The 18,521-nt window shown below is 68.8% G+C and carries 15 protein-coding genes; 7 read left to right on the forward strand and 8 right to left on the reverse strand.

Annotation, left to right across the window (positions count from 1 at the left end; all coding sequences use genetic code 11):
* Positions 1 to 103: 103 nt before the first annotated feature.
* The 6 genes from FPV16_RS02660 to rplQ all read left to right on the forward strand — a co-directional run bounded on the left by FPV16_RS02660 (position 104) and on the right by rplQ (position 4,516).
* A complete protein-coding gene (locus FPV16_RS02660; protein WP_227435885.1) occupies positions 104 to 706 on the forward strand; it encodes an adenylate kinase in 603 nt (200 codons plus the stop codon).
* A 211-nt stretch (positions 707 to 917) separates the two neighbouring features.
* Entirely contained in the window at positions 918 to 1,286 is a 369-nt protein-coding gene (gene rpsM / locus FPV16_RS02665; protein WP_018044207.1) for a 30S ribosomal protein S13, read from the forward strand.
* Positions 1,287 to 1,461: 175 nt separating this feature from the next.
* Positions 1,462 to 1,851, forward strand: coding sequence for a 30S ribosomal protein S11 (gene rpsK, locus FPV16_RS02670; RefSeq protein WP_018044206.1), 390 nt, complete (start codon positions 1,462 to 1,464; stop codon positions 1,849 to 1,851).
* Positions 1,852 to 1,896: 45 nt separating this feature from the next.
* Complete coding sequence (locus FPV16_RS02675) at positions 1,897 to 2,772, forward strand: MBL fold metallo-hydrolase (protein WP_227435887.1); 876 nt, start codon at positions 1,897 to 1,899, stop codon at positions 2,770 to 2,772.
* A gap of 119 nt (positions 2,773 to 2,891) precedes the next feature.
* Positions 2,892 to 3,911 (forward strand): DNA-directed RNA polymerase subunit alpha, encoded by a 1,020-nt coding sequence (locus tag FPV16_RS02680; protein WP_018044204.1) that lies wholly within the window; start codon positions 2,892 to 2,894, stop codon positions 3,909 to 3,911.
* 194 nt (positions 3,912 to 4,105) lie between these two features.
* Entirely contained in the window at positions 4,106 to 4,516 is a 411-nt protein-coding gene (rplQ, locus tag FPV16_RS02685) for a 50S ribosomal protein L17 (RefSeq protein ID WP_018044203.1), read from the forward strand.
* A gap of 123 nt (positions 4,517 to 4,639) precedes the next feature.
* On the opposite strand, the gene FPV16_RS02690 is transcribed toward rplQ, so the two are convergent.
* The 8 genes from FPV16_RS02690 to FPV16_RS02725 all read right to left on the reverse strand — a co-directional run bounded on the left by FPV16_RS02690 (position 4,640) and on the right by FPV16_RS02725 (position 16,017).
* Positions 4,640 to 6,505 carry a response regulator gene (locus tag FPV16_RS02690; protein ID WP_227435889.1) on the reverse strand — a complete coding sequence of 622 codons (1,866 nt, stop codon included), beginning with the start codon at positions 6,503 to 6,505 and terminating at the stop codon, positions 4,640 to 4,642.
* 2 nt (positions 6,506 to 6,507) lie between these two features.
* Complete coding sequence (locus tag FPV16_RS02695; RefSeq protein WP_227435892.1) at positions 6,508 to 8,244, reverse strand: response regulator; 1,737 nt, start codon at positions 8,242 to 8,244, stop codon at positions 6,508 to 6,510.
* The gene (cheB, locus tag FPV16_RS02700; protein ID WP_227436011.1) at positions 8,241 to 9,314 is read right to left on the reverse strand and encodes a chemotaxis-specific protein-glutamate methyltransferase CheB; all 1,074 of its coding nucleotides are present in this window, start codon (positions 9,312 to 9,314) and stop codon (positions 8,241 to 8,243) included. Before cheB ends, FPV16_RS02695 begins: the two co-directional genes overlap by 4 nt.
* Before the next feature lie 65 nt (positions 9,315 to 9,379).
* Positions 9,380 to 11,653, reverse strand: a complete 2,274-nt coding sequence (locus FPV16_RS02705) for a response regulator (RefSeq protein ID WP_227435894.1) — start codon at positions 11,651 to 11,653, stop codon at positions 9,380 to 9,382.
* 26 nt (positions 11,654 to 11,679) lie between these two features.
* Positions 11,680 to 13,350, reverse strand: coding sequence for a methyl-accepting chemotaxis protein (locus FPV16_RS02710; RefSeq protein ID WP_227435896.1), 1,671 nt, complete (start codon positions 13,348 to 13,350; stop codon positions 11,680 to 11,682).
* 57 nt (positions 13,351 to 13,407) lie between these two features.
* Positions 13,408 to 14,034: a chemotaxis protein CheW gene (locus tag FPV16_RS02715; RefSeq protein ID WP_227435898.1), complete on the reverse strand. Its 627-nt coding sequence runs from the start codon at positions 14,032 to 14,034 to the stop codon at positions 13,408 to 13,410.
* Positions 14,031 to 15,494, reverse strand: a complete 1,464-nt coding sequence (locus tag FPV16_RS02720) for a CheR family methyltransferase (protein ID WP_227435900.1) — start codon at positions 15,492 to 15,494, stop codon at positions 14,031 to 14,033. Before FPV16_RS02720 ends, FPV16_RS02715 begins: the two co-directional genes overlap by 4 nt.
* 16 nt (positions 15,495 to 15,510) lie before the next feature.
* On the reverse strand, positions 15,511 to 16,017 hold the full coding sequence (locus FPV16_RS02725; RefSeq protein ID WP_227435902.1) for a chemotaxis protein CheW: 507 nt from the start codon (positions 16,015 to 16,017) through the stop codon (positions 15,511 to 15,513).
* 713 nt (positions 16,018 to 16,730) lie between these two features.
* On the opposite strand from FPV16_RS02725, the gene FPV16_RS02730 reads away from it, so the two are divergent.
* The gene (locus tag FPV16_RS02730; protein ID WP_227435903.1) at positions 16,731 to 18,506 is read left to right on the forward strand and encodes an acetolactate synthase 3 large subunit; all 1,776 of its coding nucleotides are present in this window, start codon (positions 16,731 to 16,733) and stop codon (positions 18,504 to 18,506) included.
* Positions 18,507 to 18,521 lie beyond the last annotated feature (15 nt).

Consider the following 18,521-nt stretch of genomic DNA (forward strand, 5'->3'; position numbering starts at 1 on the left):
AGCCGATCGACCAGAAGACGATGCCGAGAGGCATCGTCTTTCCATGACCTGAACGCCTGAACCACAACGCCCGACGCGGCTACCGGACGAGGACAACGACGCTATGCGGATCATTCTGCTCGGACCACCTGGCGCCGGTAAGGGGACCCAGTCGGCCCGGATCGTCGAGCGTTTCGGCATTCCGCAACTCTCCACCGGCGACATGCTGCGCGCGGCCGTGGCTGCGGGAACGCCCGTCGGTCTCGAAGCGAAGTCGATCATGGAGAGCGGTGGTCTGGTTCCGGATTCCGTCGTCGTCGGAATCGTCGCCGACCGGATCGAGGAGGCGGATGCCCGCCCCGGCTTCATCCTCGACGGGTTCCCCCGCACGGTGGAGCAGGCCGCGGCCCTGGACCGGATGCTGGCCGAGAAGAACCTGTCGCTCGACACCGTCGTCGAGTTCGCGGTGAACGAGGAGATCCTGGTCGGGCGCATCGCCAAGCGCGCCGCCGAGACCGCCGCACGCGGGGAACCCGTCCGCAAGGATGATACGCCCGAAGTGTTCAAGACGCGCCTTGCCGCCTTTCGCGCGCAGACGGCGCCTCTGTCGGCCTATTATGCGAGCCTCGGCATGCTTCGGACCGTCGACGGCATGAAGCCGGTGGACGAGGTCACGAACGAGGTGATGGCTCTGCTCGAGCCCCTGGCCAACACCACCGCGTCCTGAAATCATCGTCTCGGTGGACGTTGACAATATTGTCGGCTCGCGCTAGCAGGCCGTTATTCGTCCATGCGTGATGGGTCTGGAGCGCCTCGGTTCAAGAGGTGCTGCGGGCCGATTTGTCGTTATGGGCGGCGCGCAGGGGCCGGCCTCCACCGGACGCGCGTGACACAGCAGGGCCGGACCGTTGCGTCCGAGCGCCCAATGGAGTGAGACCTTGGCCCGTATCGCAGGCGTCAACATCCCGACCAACAAGCGCGTCGTCATCGCGCTCCAGTACATTCACGGCATCGGCGCGAAGAAGGCCGAAGAGATCACCGGCAAGGTCGGCATCCCCGCCGAGCGCCGCGTGAACCAGCTGACCGACGCCGAGGTGCTGTCGATCCGCGAGACGATCGACCGCGACTACATCGTCGAGGGCGATCTGCGCCGTGAAGTGTCGATGAACATCAAGCGTCTGATGGACCTCGGCTGCTACCGCGGCCTGCGTCATCGCCGCAACCTGCCCGTCCGCGGTCAGCGTACGCATACCAATGCGCGCACCCGCAAGGGCAAGTCGAAGCCGATCGCCGGCAAGAAGAAGTAATTTTTCGAGATTGGGAGGCAGCGCTGCGCTCTGCCTCCTTTCTGTCGCGTTGGGTGGCCCGCGAGCGGGCCACCTGTATGGCGGCACGGTCATCCACAGCCGCGCCGTCAGCACCGCATAAAGAATCCCGAGCGCCTGGAATGACGGGCGCGCCTGAAGGACGAGACGAGAGACAATGGCCAAGGAAGCAACCCGCATTCGCCGCCGCGAACGCAAGAACATCGTGTCGGGCGTCGCCCACGTGAACGCCTCGTTCAACAACACGATGATCACCATCACCGACGCGCAGGGCAACACCATCTCGTGGTCTTCCGCCGGCGCCATGGGCTTCAAGGGCTCGCGCAAGTCGACGCCTTACGCCGCCCAGGTCGCGGCCGAGGACGCGGCCCGCAAGGCCTCCGAGCACGGCATGCGCACCCTCGAGGTCGAGGTCTCCGGTCCCGGTTCGGGCCGTGAATCGGCTCTCCGCGCGCTGCAGGCCGCCGGTTTCACCGTGACCTCCATCCGCGACGTGACGTCGATCCCGCATAACGGCTGCCGTCCGCGCAAGCGTCGGCGCGTCTGATACCGGTTCGTTGCTCGGCCCTTTGGTGTGAAAGCGGAGAAACGTGTGCCCGATGCCGTGAAGGCGCTCCCCGGCGTTCTACGCTGGAGCCTTGGCGATCTGACCGTCACCGTTCTGAATGACGGTTACCTTCAAGGCTCCCTCGATCTCGTCACCGGGATCGGGTCGGACGAGGCCGGTTCGCTTCAGGCGGCCGGCTTTCGTGCGCAGGCCCCTCGGATCACGCTCAACGCCTACCTGATCGAGGGGCCCGGCCGGAAGCCGATCCTCATCGATTCGGGCATGGGCCGTTTCGGCGGTGACACGCTCGGTCGGGTTCCGGCCGCTCTCGCTGCCACTGGGGTCAGCCCGAGCGACATCGAGACGGTGCTGCTCACGCATCTCCATCCCGATCATGCCGGCGGCTTGATCCACGACGACGGTTCGGCGGCCTATCCCAACGCGGAACTCGTCCTGCATCAGGCCGAGAGCGCGCACTGGCTGGCGGACGAAGCGATCTCACGGGCTCCCGAGGGAGCCCGGCCGTATTTCGAGAATGCGCAGAAGGCGGTGGCCCCCTATGCCGGCCGCGTGCGGACGATGACCGATGCTGAGGTCCTTCCGGGCATCACGGCGGTTCCCTTGCCGGGGCATACGCCGGGTCACACCGGCTTTCGCATCGTCTCGGGCTCGGCGTCCCTCCTTATGTGGGCGGATATCGTCCACCTGCCGGCGATCCAGTTCAAACGTCCGGAGGCCACGATGGTCTTCGACGTGGATCCCGACGAGGCGAGGGCGGTGCGCAAGCGGATGCTGGACGAGGTCTCGAGCGAGAGAACCTTCGTGACCGGGGGCCATCTGGAATTCCCGGCGCTCGGCTACGTGGCGCGTGAGGGCGGGGCCTACAGCTTCGTCCCGGAACTCTGGGTCGCGGCCCACTAACCGCCCGCTGCGTCGCGGGCACATGATTTTCGAGACCGAGCCGTGCAAGGCGATGCACGGGAAGGGCTCAAGGACCGACCACTGCAGTGGCTCGTGTCGGAAGTGCGAGAGGTAGGACCGTGGTCATACAGAAGAACTGGCAAGAGCTCATCAAGCCGAACAAGCTCCAGGTTTCGACCGGACATGACCCCAAGCGGGTCGCCACCGTCGTCGCCGAGCCTCTCGAGCGCGGCTTCGGCACCACCCTTGGCAACTCCCTGCGCCGGGTTCTCCTGTCGTCGCTCCAGGGCGCGGCCGTGACCTCCGTGCAGATCGACGGCGTGCTGCACGAATTCTCGTCGATTCCCGGCGTGCGTGAGGATGTCACCGACATCGTCCTCAACATCAAGACCATCGCGATCCGGTCGCAGACCGAAGCGCCCAAGCGCCTCACCCTGCGCAAGACCGGTCCGGGCACCGTCACCGCCGGCGACATCGCCGCCGTCGGGGATATCCAGATCCTCAATCCCGAACTCGTCATCTGCACCCTCGACGACGGCGCCGAGATCCGGATGGAATTCACCGTCGCCACCGGCAAGGGCTACGTCCCGGCCGAGCGCAACCGTCCCGAGGATGCGCCCATCGGTCTGATCCCGGTGGACGCCCTGTTCTCGCCGGTCACCAAGGTGTCCTACCGCATCGAGACCACCCGCGAGGGCCAGGATCTCGACAAGGACAAGCTGACGATGACGATCGAAACCAACGGCGCCGTGTCGCCGGAGGACGCGCTGGCCTATGCCGCGCGCATCCTCCAGGACCAGCTCCAGGTGTTCGTGAACTTCGAGGAGCCCCGCAAGGAGGAGGCGCAGCCGCTCGCGCCGCAGCTCCCCTTCAACCCGGCCCTGCTCAAGAAGGTCGACGAGCTCGAACTGTCGGTCCGTTCGGCGAACTGCCTGAAGAACGACAACATCGTCTATATCGGCGACCTCATCCAGAAGTCCGAGGGCGAGATGCTGCGCACCCCGAATTTCGGCCGCAAGTCGCTGAACGAGATCAAGGAAGTCCTGGCTGCGATGGGTCTCCACCTCGGCATGGATATCCCCGGCTGGCCGCCGGAGAACATCGAAGATCTCGCCAAGCGCTTCGAAGAGCACTACTGAGGCGGAGGCGAAGCCGCCTCGGGCTGAATTTTCGGGCGCATCGCGACGCCGTTTGTTTGGCCGTCACGACGGGGGTTCGCGCGACGCGAACTCCCAAAGAATCCCGCCGCGGGGTCATGCGGAATGAACAGCCCCGATCATGGGGCGCTCGGCCGTACCGTGGCACGGCGGCCAGATAAGCAAGGAACAGCCAAATGCGTCATGGATTTCGCGGTCGTCGCTTCAACCGCACCACCGAACACCGCAAGGCGATGTTCGCCAACATGTCCGCCGCGCTGATCAAGCACGAGCAGATCATCACCACGCTGCCGAAGGCCAAGGATCTGCGTCCGGTCATCGAGAAGCTGATCACGCTCGGCAAGATCGATAGCCTGCATACGCGCCGCCTCGCCATGTCGCAGATCCGCGACGAGGCCATGGTCCGCAAGCTCTTCGCCGTCCTCGGCCCGCGCTACAACGCTCGTCCGGGCGGCTATTGCCGCATCATGAAGGCCGGCTTCCGCTACGGCGACAACGCTCCGCTCGCCGTGATCGAGTTCGTCGATCGCGATGTGGATGCCCGTGGCTTGGATTCGGGCCCGTCGCAGGTCTCCGACGCGGCGTAAGCCTCAGCTCCCTCCATCTGACGACGAAAAGGCGGCCGCGAGGCCGCCTTTTTTTTTGCCCGCATTAGCCGGACCATCGGCCCGCCCCCCGCCACGAAACATCCCGTGCGGAGGCACCGGGGCTCACCCCGCGGAAACGAGCATTCCCGACACCAAAGCGGCGAGATCGGCGGATTCGAAAGGCTTGCGCAGAACCGGCAGGTCCTCGGGGATCGGGATCGCCTCGGCATGGCCGGTCACGATGAGGATCGGAACGGTCGACCAGCGCCGGCGCACGATCTCGGCGAGTTCGACCCCCGTCATTCCCGGCATGGCGAGATCGGCCACGATGAGGTCGAAGGACGAGCCCTCCAACAGGGCCACCGCCGCCGCGCCGTCGGCCGCCTCGGTCTCGGTGTAGCCGAAGGTGTTGAGGAAGGAGGCGGTGACGTGCCGGACCTCGGCATCGTCGTCGACCACGAGGATCCGTGCCGGGCTCGCAGCCCGCGTCGCCGTCACGGCAGCGAGCGGCAGCCTCTCCTCGGCCAGGTCCGCGCGAGGGAGAAACACTTCGACCTTCGTGCCCTTCTCCACTTCGCTCGTGATGCGAAGCTTGCCCTGCGATTGCTGGGTGAGGCCGAACACCATGGCGAGGCCGAGGCCGGTGCCCTGGCCCACCGATTTGGTGGTGAAGAACGGCTCGCAGACCCGCGCCAGGATCTCGGGCGGGATGCCCATGCCCGAATCCGTGATCGTCACGGTGACGTAGTCGCCCGCCGCCAGGTCGGGATCGTCGGTCACCGTCACCGCGCCGGTGGCGATGGCGATTGATCCCCCGTCGGGCATGGCGTCGCGCGCATTGATGCACAGGTTGAGGATGGCGAGTTCGAGCTGGTCGGGATCGACCCGGGCGGCCGGATGGCTGGCGTCGAGATCGGTGGTCACGCTGACAAGGCCGCCGAGGCTCCCGCCGAGCAGCACGTCCATCCCGGCGACGAGGGCATTCACGTCCACCGACCGGGGGCGCAGGTCACGCGCCCGGCTGAAACTGAGGAGGCGCTTCGTCAGTGAGGCACCGCGTTGCGCGGCCTGCGCCGCGTTGGTGACCAGGCGCTGGACCCGCGGCTGATCGACGATCTTGGGGCCGACGAGTTCGAGACTGCCCAGGATCGCGGTGAGAAGGTTGTTGAAGTCGTGGGCGATCCCGCCGGCGAGGGTGCCCAGGGCCTGCATCTTGTCCGACTGACGCAGGCGCGCCTCGAGGTTCTTCTGCTCGGTGACGTCGCGCTCGATGGTGGCGAGGTGGGTGATGGCCCCGGCGGCGCCGCGGATCGGCACGCGGGTGACATGGCTCCAGCGCTCCGCCCCCACCGGTCCCTCGGCGGACACCGTCTCTGAGATGCTTCCGCTCGCGATCGCGGCGCGGTCGGCTTCGCGGGCGGTGCTCTCACCGCTCGGCCTGCCTTCGATCTCCTCCCGGGTGCGCCCGAGGCACTCGGCGACGGTATGGCCGAGCCGCCCGGCCTTGCGCGCGTTGAGGCGGACGAAGCGCCCGTCCTTGTCCTTGAACGCGATGGCGTCTTCGGCATTGTCGAGGAGCCCGAGCAACAGGGCACGTTCGGTGGCGAGCTCGCGGGCGAGGCTGTGGCGCTCGAAGGCCTGGCGGACGGTGGAGCGCAGCAGGACGGGGTCCCACGGCTTCGTGACGTAGCCTGTAATGCCGCCCCGGTTGAGCGCGGCGATGACGGCGCTCATGTCGGCATAGCCGGTGAGCAGGATCGTCTGCGCGTCGTGGAATGCCCGTGCCTCGGCCAGCATGACGTCGCCGGTCATGCCGGGCATCCGCTGATCGGAGAGGATCACGGCGATGTCCGGGCTCGCCCTGAGGATATCGAGCGCCTCGGACGGCTTCGTCGTGGTGACGACCGTGTAATCGTCCTCGAATAGGTCTTCGAGGGCGATCAGGATGTCCGGCTCGTCATCGACGGCGAGGATCGTGCCTTTGACCATGTCTACGCTGCCTGCCGCGGAATGCCGATCACGAAACAGGCTCCTCCCCCTTCGGCCGTCTCCACGCTGAGCGAGCCGCTATGCGCCTGTACCACGCTGTATGCAATCGCGAGCCCAAGGCCCGTCCCGGCGCCCACGGGCTTCGTGGTGAAGAACGGCTCGAAGATCTTTTCCCGCAGGGTCTCGGGAATACCGGGACCGGTATCGCTGATCCGGATCACGTCCGTCTCGGGCAATTCCTGCGTGACGATGGTGATGATGCCGGATTCCGGCATGGCATCGGCGGCGTTGCCGAGGATGTTCATGACGACCTGATTGAGGAGAGCGGGGGTGCAGTGGATCTCGGGCCGGCCCGAGAAGTCGCGTTCGACGGTAATCCGCGTCCCGAGCTTGTGCTGGATCAGGGCGAGCACCGTCTCGATCGAGTCGGGGACGTTGACGAGGGTGCGCTCGCCTTCGTCGAGGCGCGAGAACTTGCGCAGGTTCAGGACGAGGTCCTGGATGCGGGTGAGGCCCATGCGCATGGAGCCGACGCGGTCGCGGCACTTGGCGAGCGCCCGGTGCGAGGCGAGGTCCGCCTCGGATGCCGCAATCTCGCCGAGCAGGCGCTCGACCGTGCCCTGATGCGCGAGGATGAAGGCGAGGGGATTGTTGATCTCATGGGCGATGCCGGCGACGAGTTCGCCGAGGGACGCCATCTTGGCGGCCTGGACCAGCTTGGCCTGGGCATCCGTGAGCTTGCGGTTGGCGGTGGCGAGATCCTGGTTGGCCTGTTCGAGGGCGCCGGCCAGGGCGGCACGCGCCTCGGCCGCCTCGGCCTCGGCGCGGGCGCGTTCGAGGGCGCGCTCGCGGGCGCCGAACTCGCCGGCGATGCGGCGGTCGTCCTCCTCCAGGAGCTTGCGCCGGACGAGGCCCCTGACGCGGACGACGAGGACTTCGCCATCGGCCTTCGAGACCACGTCGTCGGCCCCGGCCGCATAGGCTTCCACCAGGAAGTCCTTGGCCGGGGCGCTGCCGGCGATGCCGACGAGATGGAAGGTCGGCGCGCCGGCCTCCCGCGCCTCGATCCCCGCCGCCCGGCGCCGGTCGATGGCCCTGCACAGGGCGAGGCCGTCATAGGCGGGGCCGAGGAGATCGATGGTGACGCAATCGAAGGCGGCATCGGCCTCGTCGAGGGCGGCGAGGGCGGCGTCGTAGGTGGCGGCGGTGCGGACCTCGTGGCCCTCATGGGCGAGAAGGCCGGCGAGGAAGGTGCGATAGGTGGCGCTGCCGTCGACCACGAGGACGCGGCCGCGCCGGAAGGCCGAGACACCCGGCCCGTCGCCGGGGGCGCCGCCCCCCTGGCGCTCGCGCAGGAGGGCGCGGATGCGCAGGATCAGGATGTCCCGGTCGGCGGATTTCGCCACATAGGCGTCGGCGCCGCTCTCCAGCCCCTGGCGTTCGCCGTCGCGGGCGCCGGTGAGCATCAGCAGGGGGAGGGCGCGGGTACGTAGCGACAGGCGGAGCTGGCGGGTGAATTCGTCGCCGTTCATGCCCGGTAGGTGGTGATCGGCCACGACGAGGTCGGGCAGGCGGGTGTTGAGATGGTCGAGGGCCATTTCCGCCGTGGGGCAGCGTTCCACCGAGAAACCGTGACTCTCCAGGAGCAGACGCAGTTCGAGCGCCTGCGTCTCCGAATCCTCGACGAGCAGGATCCGGGGCCGGGGGAGGGTGCCGTCGGGACTGCCGATCCCGCTCATGCGAAGGGGTCCGCTGCCGCGAGGCCCGGCAGGGCGAGGCGGACGAGATGGGGGGCGACCCGGTCGAGGGGGAGGATCGCGGAGGCTCCCGAGAGCCGGATCGCAGCGGCCGGCATGCCGAAGACGATGGCGGTGCTCTCGTGCTCGGCCACGGTCTGGGCACCGGCCTGGCGCATGGCGAGGAGGCCCGTGGCGCCATCCTCGCCCATGCCGGTGAGAAGGACGCCGATGCCGCGCGCACCGGCATGGCGAGCCACCGAGGAGAACAGGACGGTGGCGGCCGGGCGCTGGCCACCCACAGGTACCGCATCGGAGATGCGCAGAAATCCCCCGGGCGCCCATTCGAGGTGCCTGTCGCCGGGCGCCACGTAGACATGTCCGGCCTCGGCCCGCTCGCCATCGGAGGCGAGCCTGACCGGCAGGGAGACGACGCCGTTCAGCCAGGAGGCGAAGCCCTCCATGAAGGCAGGCCCCATATGCTGGACCACGAGGACGGGAAGCGGGAACCCGTCGGGCAACCCGCCGATGACGCGGGCGAGGGCCGGCGGCCCGCCGGTGGAGGCGGCGATCGCCAGAACGCTGGCGGCGTTCGACGCGGCCGGGGGCGCGGCGAGGTCGGACGGCGACAGGGGCGCGCCCCGGCGCCCGGCCCATTCCGAACCGATCGGCCGGCGCCGGATCACCGGCACCTCGGCCATGATCCGCAACTGCGTGCAGATCTCGGCGGAGACGGCATCGTAGCCGGCATGGGTGGTCGCCACCGGCTTCTCCACCACGGAGAGCGCACCGGCGCGCAGGGCGTTCATGGAGATGCGCAGGGAGGAATCCTCCACCGAATCGGCGATGACGACGATAGGCGTCGGCTGCTCGGCCATGATCCGGCGCGTCGTCTCGAGCCCGTCGATGCCGGGAAGGCGGATATCCATCGAGATGACGTCGGGGCGGGCGTTGGGCAGCACCGCGAGGGCCTCCTCGCCGGACGCGACGGCGGCCACCACTTCGAGGCGCGGGTCGCGGCCGACGATGTGGCGCAGGAGCGCGCGGACCACGAGGGAATCCTCCACGAGCATCACGCGCACGGGTGCAGCCCGCCTAGCCGCCGGAGGGGTCTCGATCGGTGTCTGTTCGGCGTCACTCACAACAATTGCCCGATCGTGTCGAGAAGCTGGCGCTGGTCGAACGTCTGTTTCGTCAGATAGGCGTCGGCGCCGAGAGCGAGCCCCCGTGCGACATCGTCGGCATCCCCCCGCGAGGTCATCAGGATCAGGGGAAGGCGGGCAAAGGCCTCGTCCGCCCGCAGGGCCTTCAGCAGCCCGAACCCGTCGAGGCGCGGCATCTCCACATCGGCCACGACCAGATCCACGCGCTCGATGCCAGCCCGGAGGCGGTCGAGGGCGTCCTGCCCGTCGACGCAGACGACGACGCGGTAGCCCGCCGATTCCAAAATGCCCTTCTCCAAGGTTCGCGTGGTGATGGAATCGTCGACCACCAGGATCGTCGAACGTCGCGGGACCGCAGCTGTTCCGGAGGGTTCGTCGATGGGCTCCGGCCCGGGATGGCCCACGTCGCCCGCCCGGGCGGCCAAGCCGTCGGGATCGAGGACGAGAACCGGCGTATCGCCGCCCAGGACCACGGTGCCCGAAATCAGGCGCGGATCCGCGCCGATGGGCGGTGCCGGCAGGACGAGAAGATTGCGGACATCGCGCAAGGCATCGATGCGCACCGCCCAGGACCGGCCGCCCGCGCGCATCAGCACCGCCGTCACCGGACGGCCCTCGCCCGGGCGGCTGTCGACGCTCGCCACCCCGATGAGGCTCGCCAGATCCACCAGGGGCAGGGAGAGCTCCTCGCCGCCCTCCCTCGGCAGACGCACCATGGTCCGGCCCATGACCGAGGAGAGGCTCGACCGGTCGAGGCGCAGGAGGCGCTCCACGCTGGCGCTCGGCAGGGCGAAGATCGAGGCGCCGACATCCACCAGCAGCAGGGTCCGCCGCGCCGCCGACAGCGGCAGATGCATGATCAGCGAGGTTCCCGCCGGGACACGCGGTTCGAGCCGGACGGTGCCGCCGAGACGCCGGACCGTGTCGGCGACGACGGACAGGCCGATGCCCCGCCCGGACAGGGTGTCGATGGCGGAGGCGGTGGAGAAGCCGGGTTCGAACACCAGGGCGAGGAAGGAATCGGGATCGCCGTCGACGGCACCGATCAGGCCGCGCGCCCGCGCCGTCGCCTCGATGGCGCGCAGGTCAGGCCCGCGCCCGTCATCATGGATGCCGATGACGAGGCGGCCGCCGCGCACGGCGACGTCGAGGGTGATCGAGAGTTCGGGCGGCTTGCCCCGGCGTTCACGCTGCTCGGGCGGCTCCGCGCCATGGCTCAAGGCGTTGCGCAGGGCGTGGAGGACCGGATCCTTCAGCGATTGCAGCATGGCGCGGTCGACGGGGAGGTCGAGACCGCGCGTCACCACGTCGATCTCACGGCCGGCCTCGCGCGCCATGTCGCGGAGCGCCCGTGGAAACGCGCCGAACACGGTCTCCGCCGGAACGAGGGCCAAGCGCTCGGCCTCGCGTCCGATCCGTGCGGAGGCGGCGTCCGCCGCGGCGATCGCGCCGGTGCGGATCCGGGCGAGCAGCGCGGCATCGCGGGCGAGGGCGAGGAGAGCCGTCTCGAAACCGCGCAACTCCGCCCCGAAGGCGTCGAGACCGGACGCATCCGCACCGGGCTCGGATCGGCCCTGGCCGCTACGGGCCTCGCCTCCCCGAAGAGTCTCGGCCCGGCGACCGAGGGCGGCGGCATCCCGCTGGAGCCTCGCCAGCCCCTCCGCCACCACGGATTCCGCGCCGAGCGCACTGGTCAGCTCATGCGAGGCCCGCGTCATCGCCTCCACCGCGTCGGCGGGCACCCGCAGGAGCGCTCCCGTATCGGCGGGGGATTCTACCGGGCTCGCCACAGGCTTCTGCGGCGGCGATTGCGCCGGGATACCGACCACTGGCGAATCCGGCCGGACCGGCGGCGGCTCGGCGGGAGAAGGGGAGGGGCCGGCAAGGCAGCGATCGAGGGACGCGAGCGCATCGGCCGGCATGGCCGGATCCGCTTCGCCCTTGAGCGCCGCGACATAGGCCTCGATCCGGTCCAGGGCGAGGTGGACGGCTCCCGTCGCCTCGCGGTCGAGGGCGGCGTCGCCGGCGACGATCCGCTCGAACAGGGTCTCGAGCCGATGCGCCACGGCCTCGACCCTGGGCAGGTCCACCGCCCGCGAGGCACCCTTCAGGCTGTGCGCCCGGCGGAACACGTCGTTCCAGTCGGGAGGGACGTCCCCGGCCGCACGGGCCAAGGCGGCGCGGATCGCGTCGATATGCTCGCGATGCTCGACCTCGAAGGCCGCGAGGAGCTGCTGGCGGATATCCATCGGTCGGTTGCGCCCGGTCTCTCCCGTCAGTGCCGGTATCGGTCGGCGAGGGTCAGGAGCGCCTGGGCGAGTTCGGTGAGATTGGCGGAGGCCGCCTCGACCTCGCGGGTACCGGCGGCGGTCTGCTGGCTCGCCTGCCGGATGTTCTGGAGGGCGCCCATCACCTGCTCGATGCCGAGCTGCTGCTGATTGGTGGAGGCGACGATCTGCTGGAAGGTCTGGACGCTCTCCTCGACCTTGGCGGTGATCTCCTCGATGGTCCGCTGGGTCGTGTCCGAGCGGGCCTTGCCGGTCATGGTGCGCTTGACCGCCTCCTCGGTGAGCATGACCGAGGTGTTGATGCCCCGCTGGATCTCCGAGAGGATGGTGCGCACCTGGGCGGTAGCCGCCTTGGCCTGATCGGCGAGCAGCTTCATCTCGGAGGCGACGACGGCGAAGCTCCGACCGCTCTCGCCGGCCGCCGCCGCCTCGATCGCCGCGTTGAGCGCCAGCAGATGGGTGCGTTCCGAGATGTCGTTGACGGTGGTGATGATCTCGCCGATCGCCTGGGTCTTCTCGCTGAGCGAGACGATGTTGCCGGCCACCGCCTCCGCCTGCTCGCGGATGGCGTCCATGGCCTTGGCCGTATCGGCCACCGCCCGCAGGCCGGCCCGCGAGATCTGCGCGGTGGATTGGGCGGTGGCGATCACCTCGCTCGCCCGCTTGCCGATCTGGGCGCCGGAATGGGTGATCTCGTCCACCGTGGCGGCGGTCTCCTGCACGGCGGCGAACTGCTCTTCCACGCTGGCCGCCTGTTCCTGGGCGGAGGCGCGGATCTCGGCGGCGGCGGCATTGAGGTCGGAGGTGGCCGCCCGGTTGGTGCGGGCGAGGTCGGCGAGACCGGAGACCATGGCGTTCAGGGTCGATGCCAGGCGGCCGATCTCGTCGGAGCCGGTGCGCGCGAGCGTCCGCGTCAGGTCGCCCGACCCGACATGCTCGGCGAAGGCCATGACCTCTTCGAGGGGTTTGACCACACCCCGGCGGATGAGGCCCGTGACCAGGATGCTCAGAACGACGCAGAGCGCGAGGATGAGGCCGATGGAGACGAGGCTACGCTCATAGATGTCGTTGGAGCGGCGCTGGCCCGCATCGATCCCCTGGTCGAGCAGGTCGCGGGTGCGGTCGAGATCGCGCAGGAACTCGTCCTGGATGCGGTTGAGATCGTCGTTGCGGGCTTCCACCCCCTCCACATCCTTGGCCGAGATGGCGGCGAGCTGCACCTCACTGGCGGTGCGCAGCTTCCGGAAATCCGCGGCGGCGGCGCTGGCGGCCTCGCCGAGCCGCTTCCAGATCGCCGCGCGCTCGGGAGAGGGGGCCGTGGCGCCATAGCCGTCGGCGGTGCGGATGGTGTCGACGAGGATCGCTTCCGACTCGGACGCCACGCGGCGCCACGAATCGACGATCGCGGCGATCTCGCCATCGGGGCGGTTGCGCATCAGGGCCGCGATGACGCCGTTGCGGCGAAGGCTACCGAGGTCGCGCGACTTGTTACCGAGATCGTCGAGCTTGCGCGCGATGGTGAGATCGCGCGTGACGATCGTCGCGGTATTGTCGCGGACGGCTCCGATCTGGCCCAGCGCGTAGACGCCGAGCCCCACCATCACCAGGGTGATGGCGACGAAGCCGAAGAGGATCCGTTTTCCGATCGAGATCGACACGCTGGGCGACGCTCCGAAACCGCTCGACGGCACAGGCTCGCGGGGGAGCCTTGGCCGTCAGCCTTGAGGCAGGTATCGCCGCAGGAGACGCGGCAGATCGATGACGACGAAGCCGGCCTCTCCGCCCTGGTAGGCGGCCTCCGGGCCGGGAGCCGGTGCATAGCCCGAAACCGCATCCGCACCCAAGCCGCCCATGGGAACCGGCTCGGCCGTGAGCGCGCCGTCCACCTCCGCGACGGCGAGAACCCGGTCGACGGCGAGGGCGACGGGGGCGATGCCGCCGCGCAGGACGAGGATGTGGCCCGTCGCCGTCGAAGACTCGGCCCGCGAAGACTCGGCCCGAGAAGACTCGGCCCGCGAAGAATCCGTCCGCGAAGAAGCTGGACGCGAGAGGGCGCCCGCGAGGCTGAGCACGCTGACGACGCGGCCGGAAAGGGCGATGAGGCCGAGGAGTTCCGGGGGCGCCCCCGGAACGGGCGTGTAGGTCCGCGCCGGTACCACCTGGACGACGGAGTCCAGGGGCAGGCCGTAGCGATCGTCCCCGGCGGCGCAGACCAGGAACGGGCGGGTCACCGCATGGCGGGCGATGTCGATGCCGCGGCGGGCGAGCGCGGCCGTGCGCTCGTCGAGCAGCCTCCGGACACGCGGATCGTCGGACATGTCCCCAGCGGCCGGTGCGATCACGATGCGGATGTCCTCATGCGCAGGCGGGTGGCCTCGACGCTCTCGACCAATCGTCCGGCGCTCAGCCCGTCGCCTTCGCAGAGCAGGGCGTCGGGCGGCTGGTCGCGGCCGAAGCGGACGGCGTTGTCGAACGCCCGACGAGCCTCGGCCTCGCGTCCGAGGGCGCCGAGCAGCAGGCCGAGCTGGTAATGCGCCATCACGAAGCTGCGGTCGAGGTAGAGCGCCCCGCGCAGGGCCCGCTCCGCCTCCGCCTCGCGGCCGAGGTCGTAGGCGAGGAGACCGTCGTAATAATGCAGCCGCGCATCGCCGGGTGTGGCCAGGAGGGCGGCCTGAACCCTGCGCCACCCTTCCGCGATCTGCCCGGAATCGGCGAGCGCCCGGATCTCTGCCAGTACCGTCTCGACATCCTCCGGCTCGCCCCCGTCGATCGAGGGCGAGGGCGCGTCCGCGATGGGAGCCGGGATCGGGGCGAAGACGGGAGTCGGGTCGGCCTTGGGCGCCGGAGGCTCGGGAACCGGCCTCGCGAAGGCGGTCGCCACGGTGGCGGGCAGGGGCGGGGGGTCGACGGGAAGCGCGGTCGTCGGCAGGCGGTAGGCCACCGTACCGGGAAGGTTCACCGGCTGCAGGGTGGCCGCGAAGGCCGGGTTCGGTTCGGCATGGCCGATCAGGAGCCAGCCGTCCGGCACAAGGCGATGGCCGAGCCCGCGCACGATGCCGATAACCGCGTCGGCCTGGAAGTAGATCAGCACGTTGCGGCAGAGGATGAGGTCGAACCCGGCGGCGGGCGGCAGAACCGAGCCGTCGATCAGGCTCATCAGGTTCTGGCGCTCGAACCGGACCATCCGCCGGAATTCCGGCCGCAGGGTGAAACTGCCTTCGCGGGCGATCCCCGGCACCGAGGGGCCGAGGACGAAGTAGCGCGCGTGTTCCTCGGGCGGCAATGTGCGCAGGGCCCAGCGCCCGAACACCGCCGCGCGGGCCGTGGCCAGAGCCTCGTGGCTGATGTCGGTGCCGGTGATGGCGATCCGCCAGTTGGGCAGGTCGTCGCCGAGGAGTTCGTGGAGCAGGATCGCGATGGAATAGGGCTCCGCCCCCGTCGAGCATCCGGCGCTCCAGATCCGCAGGGACTTCGTCTCCGCACGCGCCGCGATCAGACCGGGCAGGATCGTCCCGCGCAGGGCCGCGAACTGCTCGGCATAGCGGAAGAAGAAGGTCTCGCCGATGGTGATCTCGGCCTCGAGGGCGGCCCATTCCGCGGGACCGGTGGCCTCGGCCTCGAGATGGGCGAGATAGGCCGCGGAATCGGCGAGCCGGCACGCCTTGAAGCGCTTGCGCAGCCGGTCGAAGAGCAGGTCGTCCTTGTCGGCATAATAATGGTGCCCGGTCCGGGCGATCACCTTCGCCTTGAGGGCGGCGAAGGTCGGATCGCGTTCGGGGCCAGCCTTGGCCGGACGCATCATCGGGGGGCCGATCCGCTCACGGAGCCGTCGCTGCGTCGAGCCCGGACAACCGCTCCGCCGCCGCGCGGGTGAGGGCATCGAGGCGGATGCGCTCCTCTTGCGTGAGGAGGCGGGCCAGGCTCAGCACGTCGACGCGCCCGCGCCCCCGCTCGAACCCGGCGACCACGCAGCCGTTGAGGCTGCGCTTTTCGTCTGCCGGCTGAATCTCGGAATCCGGAACGACGACGAGGGCCTCGGCGCGGTCGACCAGGAAGGCGGTGGACCGCGCCGCATCGAGGACGAGATGGCGATCCACGTCATCGGGATCGGCCGCCGTCTCGTTCAGCCCGAGGAGCCGCGCGAGGTCGATCACCGGAACCGCGGCACCGCCGAGGTTGAGGAATCCCGCGAGCATGCCCGCCGTGGCGGATTGCCGGTGCAGCCGGGGAAGCGGCAGCACTTCGCTCACACAGGTCCGGGCCAGGGCGCAGGCGGTGCCCGCCACGTCGAGGATCAGGAAGGCCGTCGTCGCGGTCGGGGGCATCGGTCCCGGAAGGCATGATGGGAGGTTCGCCCCAGATAGGACGATGCCGGAGAGCCACGCAAACGGATTCGGTTTTCGGGGACCGGCGTTTTCGCTCCACCACCGCTCCTGCCGAGCCGAATCAGCCCTCGACACCGTAGGGCGCGGCCCGCGGATGCGGCGCATCCTCCGGAGCGGCGCAGCAGGTCCGGTTCCGGCCGGCGGCCTTGGCCTCATGGAGGGCGGCATCGGCCCGCCGGCAGAGGTCAGCAGGTTCATGTCGAAGGGGTTCATGGCGAAGGGGTTCATGGCGAAGGGGTCCGGTGTCCCGTGCGGGAGCCCCAGACCCTCGGTCCCTCAGCACCTTGTCGGCTCATCGTAGGCAAGCAAACGCTCAGGGTTTAGATCCGGGTGGACTATCATCGCCGGATCGCCGGCGCGATGTCACAGTGGCCGTACGAGGCATTATCTTGCCTCGAACGGCGTTGACCGGGCCCTCGGATCTGTTTAGACAACCCAACACGAGTTTACGATTCGTCTGATCGACGAACGACGAGGTTTCGGTTTTCCCATGCGGGTCATCCTTATCGTAACGGAAGTGCCACCGACCGGGCGGCCCTGATACAGGGGCCGTGATCCGGATGGTGGCGCATGCAGGGTCCTTCGGGGCCCTTTTTTGTTGCCGCGACGAGACGTTTGACACTGGGTTCAATCAGGTTTTGAGGAGCAGGACGATGAGCGGCGAGGTCATGACCGGGGCCGAAATGGTCATCCGGGCGTTCCGGGATCAGGGTGTCGATACGCTGTTCGGGTATCCGGGCGGCGCCGTGCTGCCGATCTACGATGCCCTCTTCCACCAGGAGGAGCTGAAACACATCCTCGTCCGGCACGAGCAGGGCGCGGTCCATGCGGCCGAGGGCTATGCCCGCTCGTCGGGCAAGGTCGGCTGCGTCCTCGTCACCTCCGGCCCCGGCGCCACCAACATCGTCACCGGGCTCACCGACGCGATGCTGGATTCGATCCCCCTCGTCTGCATCACCGGCCAGGTTCCGACGCATCTGATCGGCACCGATGCGTTCCAGGAATGCGACACGGTCGGCATCACCCGCCACTGCACGAAGCACAATTACCTGGTCAAATCGATCGACGACCTGCCGCGCATCCTGCACGAGGCCTTCTTCGTGGCCTCCAACGGCCGGCCGGGTCCCGTCGTCGTCGATCTGCCCAAGGACATCCAGTTCGCGAGCGGGATCTACGAGCGCCCCACCCATAACGGCCACAAGACCTACCGCCCCGCCTTCAAGGGCGACGCGCAGGCGATCCAGTCCGCCGTCGAGCTGATGGCGAATGCCCGCCGTCCGGTCCTCTATACCGGCGGCGGCGTCATCAATTCCGGCCCGCATGCCTCGGCGCTCCTGCGCCAGCTCGCGGACATCACCGGCTTCCCGGTCACCTCGACGCTGATGGGTCTCGGCGCCTTCCCGGCCTCCAACCCGCAGTTCCTCGGCATGCTCGGCATGCACGGGACCTACGAGGCCAACCTCGCCATGCACGAATGCGACGTGATGATCTGCGTCGGCGCGCGCTTCGACGACCGCATCACCGGCCGTCTCGACGCGTTCTCGCCGTTCTCGAAGAAGATCCACATCGACGTCGACGCCTCCTCGATCAACAAGGTGGTCAAGGTCGATATCGGCATCGTCGGCGATTGCGGCTCGGTGCTGGAAGACATGCTCGCGGCCTGGAAGGCCCTGCCCAAGCGCCCCGACACGGGCCGGTTCGACGAGTGGATGGCCAAGATCCGCACCTGGAAGGCGCGCGACTGCCTCGCCTACTGGCCGTCGGGCACGATCATCAAGCCGCAATACGCGGTGCAGCGGCTCTATGAGGCCTGCAAGGACCGGAAGACCTTCGTCACCACGGAGGTCGGCCAGCACCAGATGTGGGCGGCGCAGTACTTCAAGTTCGACGAGCCGAACCGCTGGATGACCTCCGGCGGCCTCGGCACCATGGGCTACGGCCTGCCCGCGGCCATCGGCACCCAGCTCGCCAATCCGGACGGTCTCGTCATCGACATCGCCGGCGAGGCCTCGATCCTGATGAACATCCAGGAGATGTCGACGGCCGTGCAGTATCGCCTGCCGGTCAAGATCTTCATCCTGAACAACGAGTATATGGGCATGGTGCGCCAGTGGCAGGAGCTGCTGCACGGCTCGCGCTATTCGCAGAGCTACTCGGAAAGCCTGCCGGACTTCGTCAAGCTGGCGGAGGCCTACGGCGCCAAGGGCATGCGCTGCGACAAGCCGGGCGAGCTCGACGGAGCGATCGCCGAGATGCTGGCCCATGACGGCCCGGTCATCTTCGATTGCATCGTCGACAAGAAAGAGAACTGCTTCCCGATGATTCCGTCGGGCAAGGCGCACAACGAGATGCTGCTCTCCGACTACCTCGGCGAGACCGGAATGGACCTCGGCGACGTGATCTCCGAGGAAGGCAAGATGCTGGTCTGACCGGCCCGGAGGAGA

Source organism: Methylobacterium sp. W2, assembly GCF_020662345.1.
Taxonomy (GTDB): domain Bacteria; phylum Pseudomonadota; class Alphaproteobacteria; order Rhizobiales; family Beijerinckiaceae; genus Methylobacterium.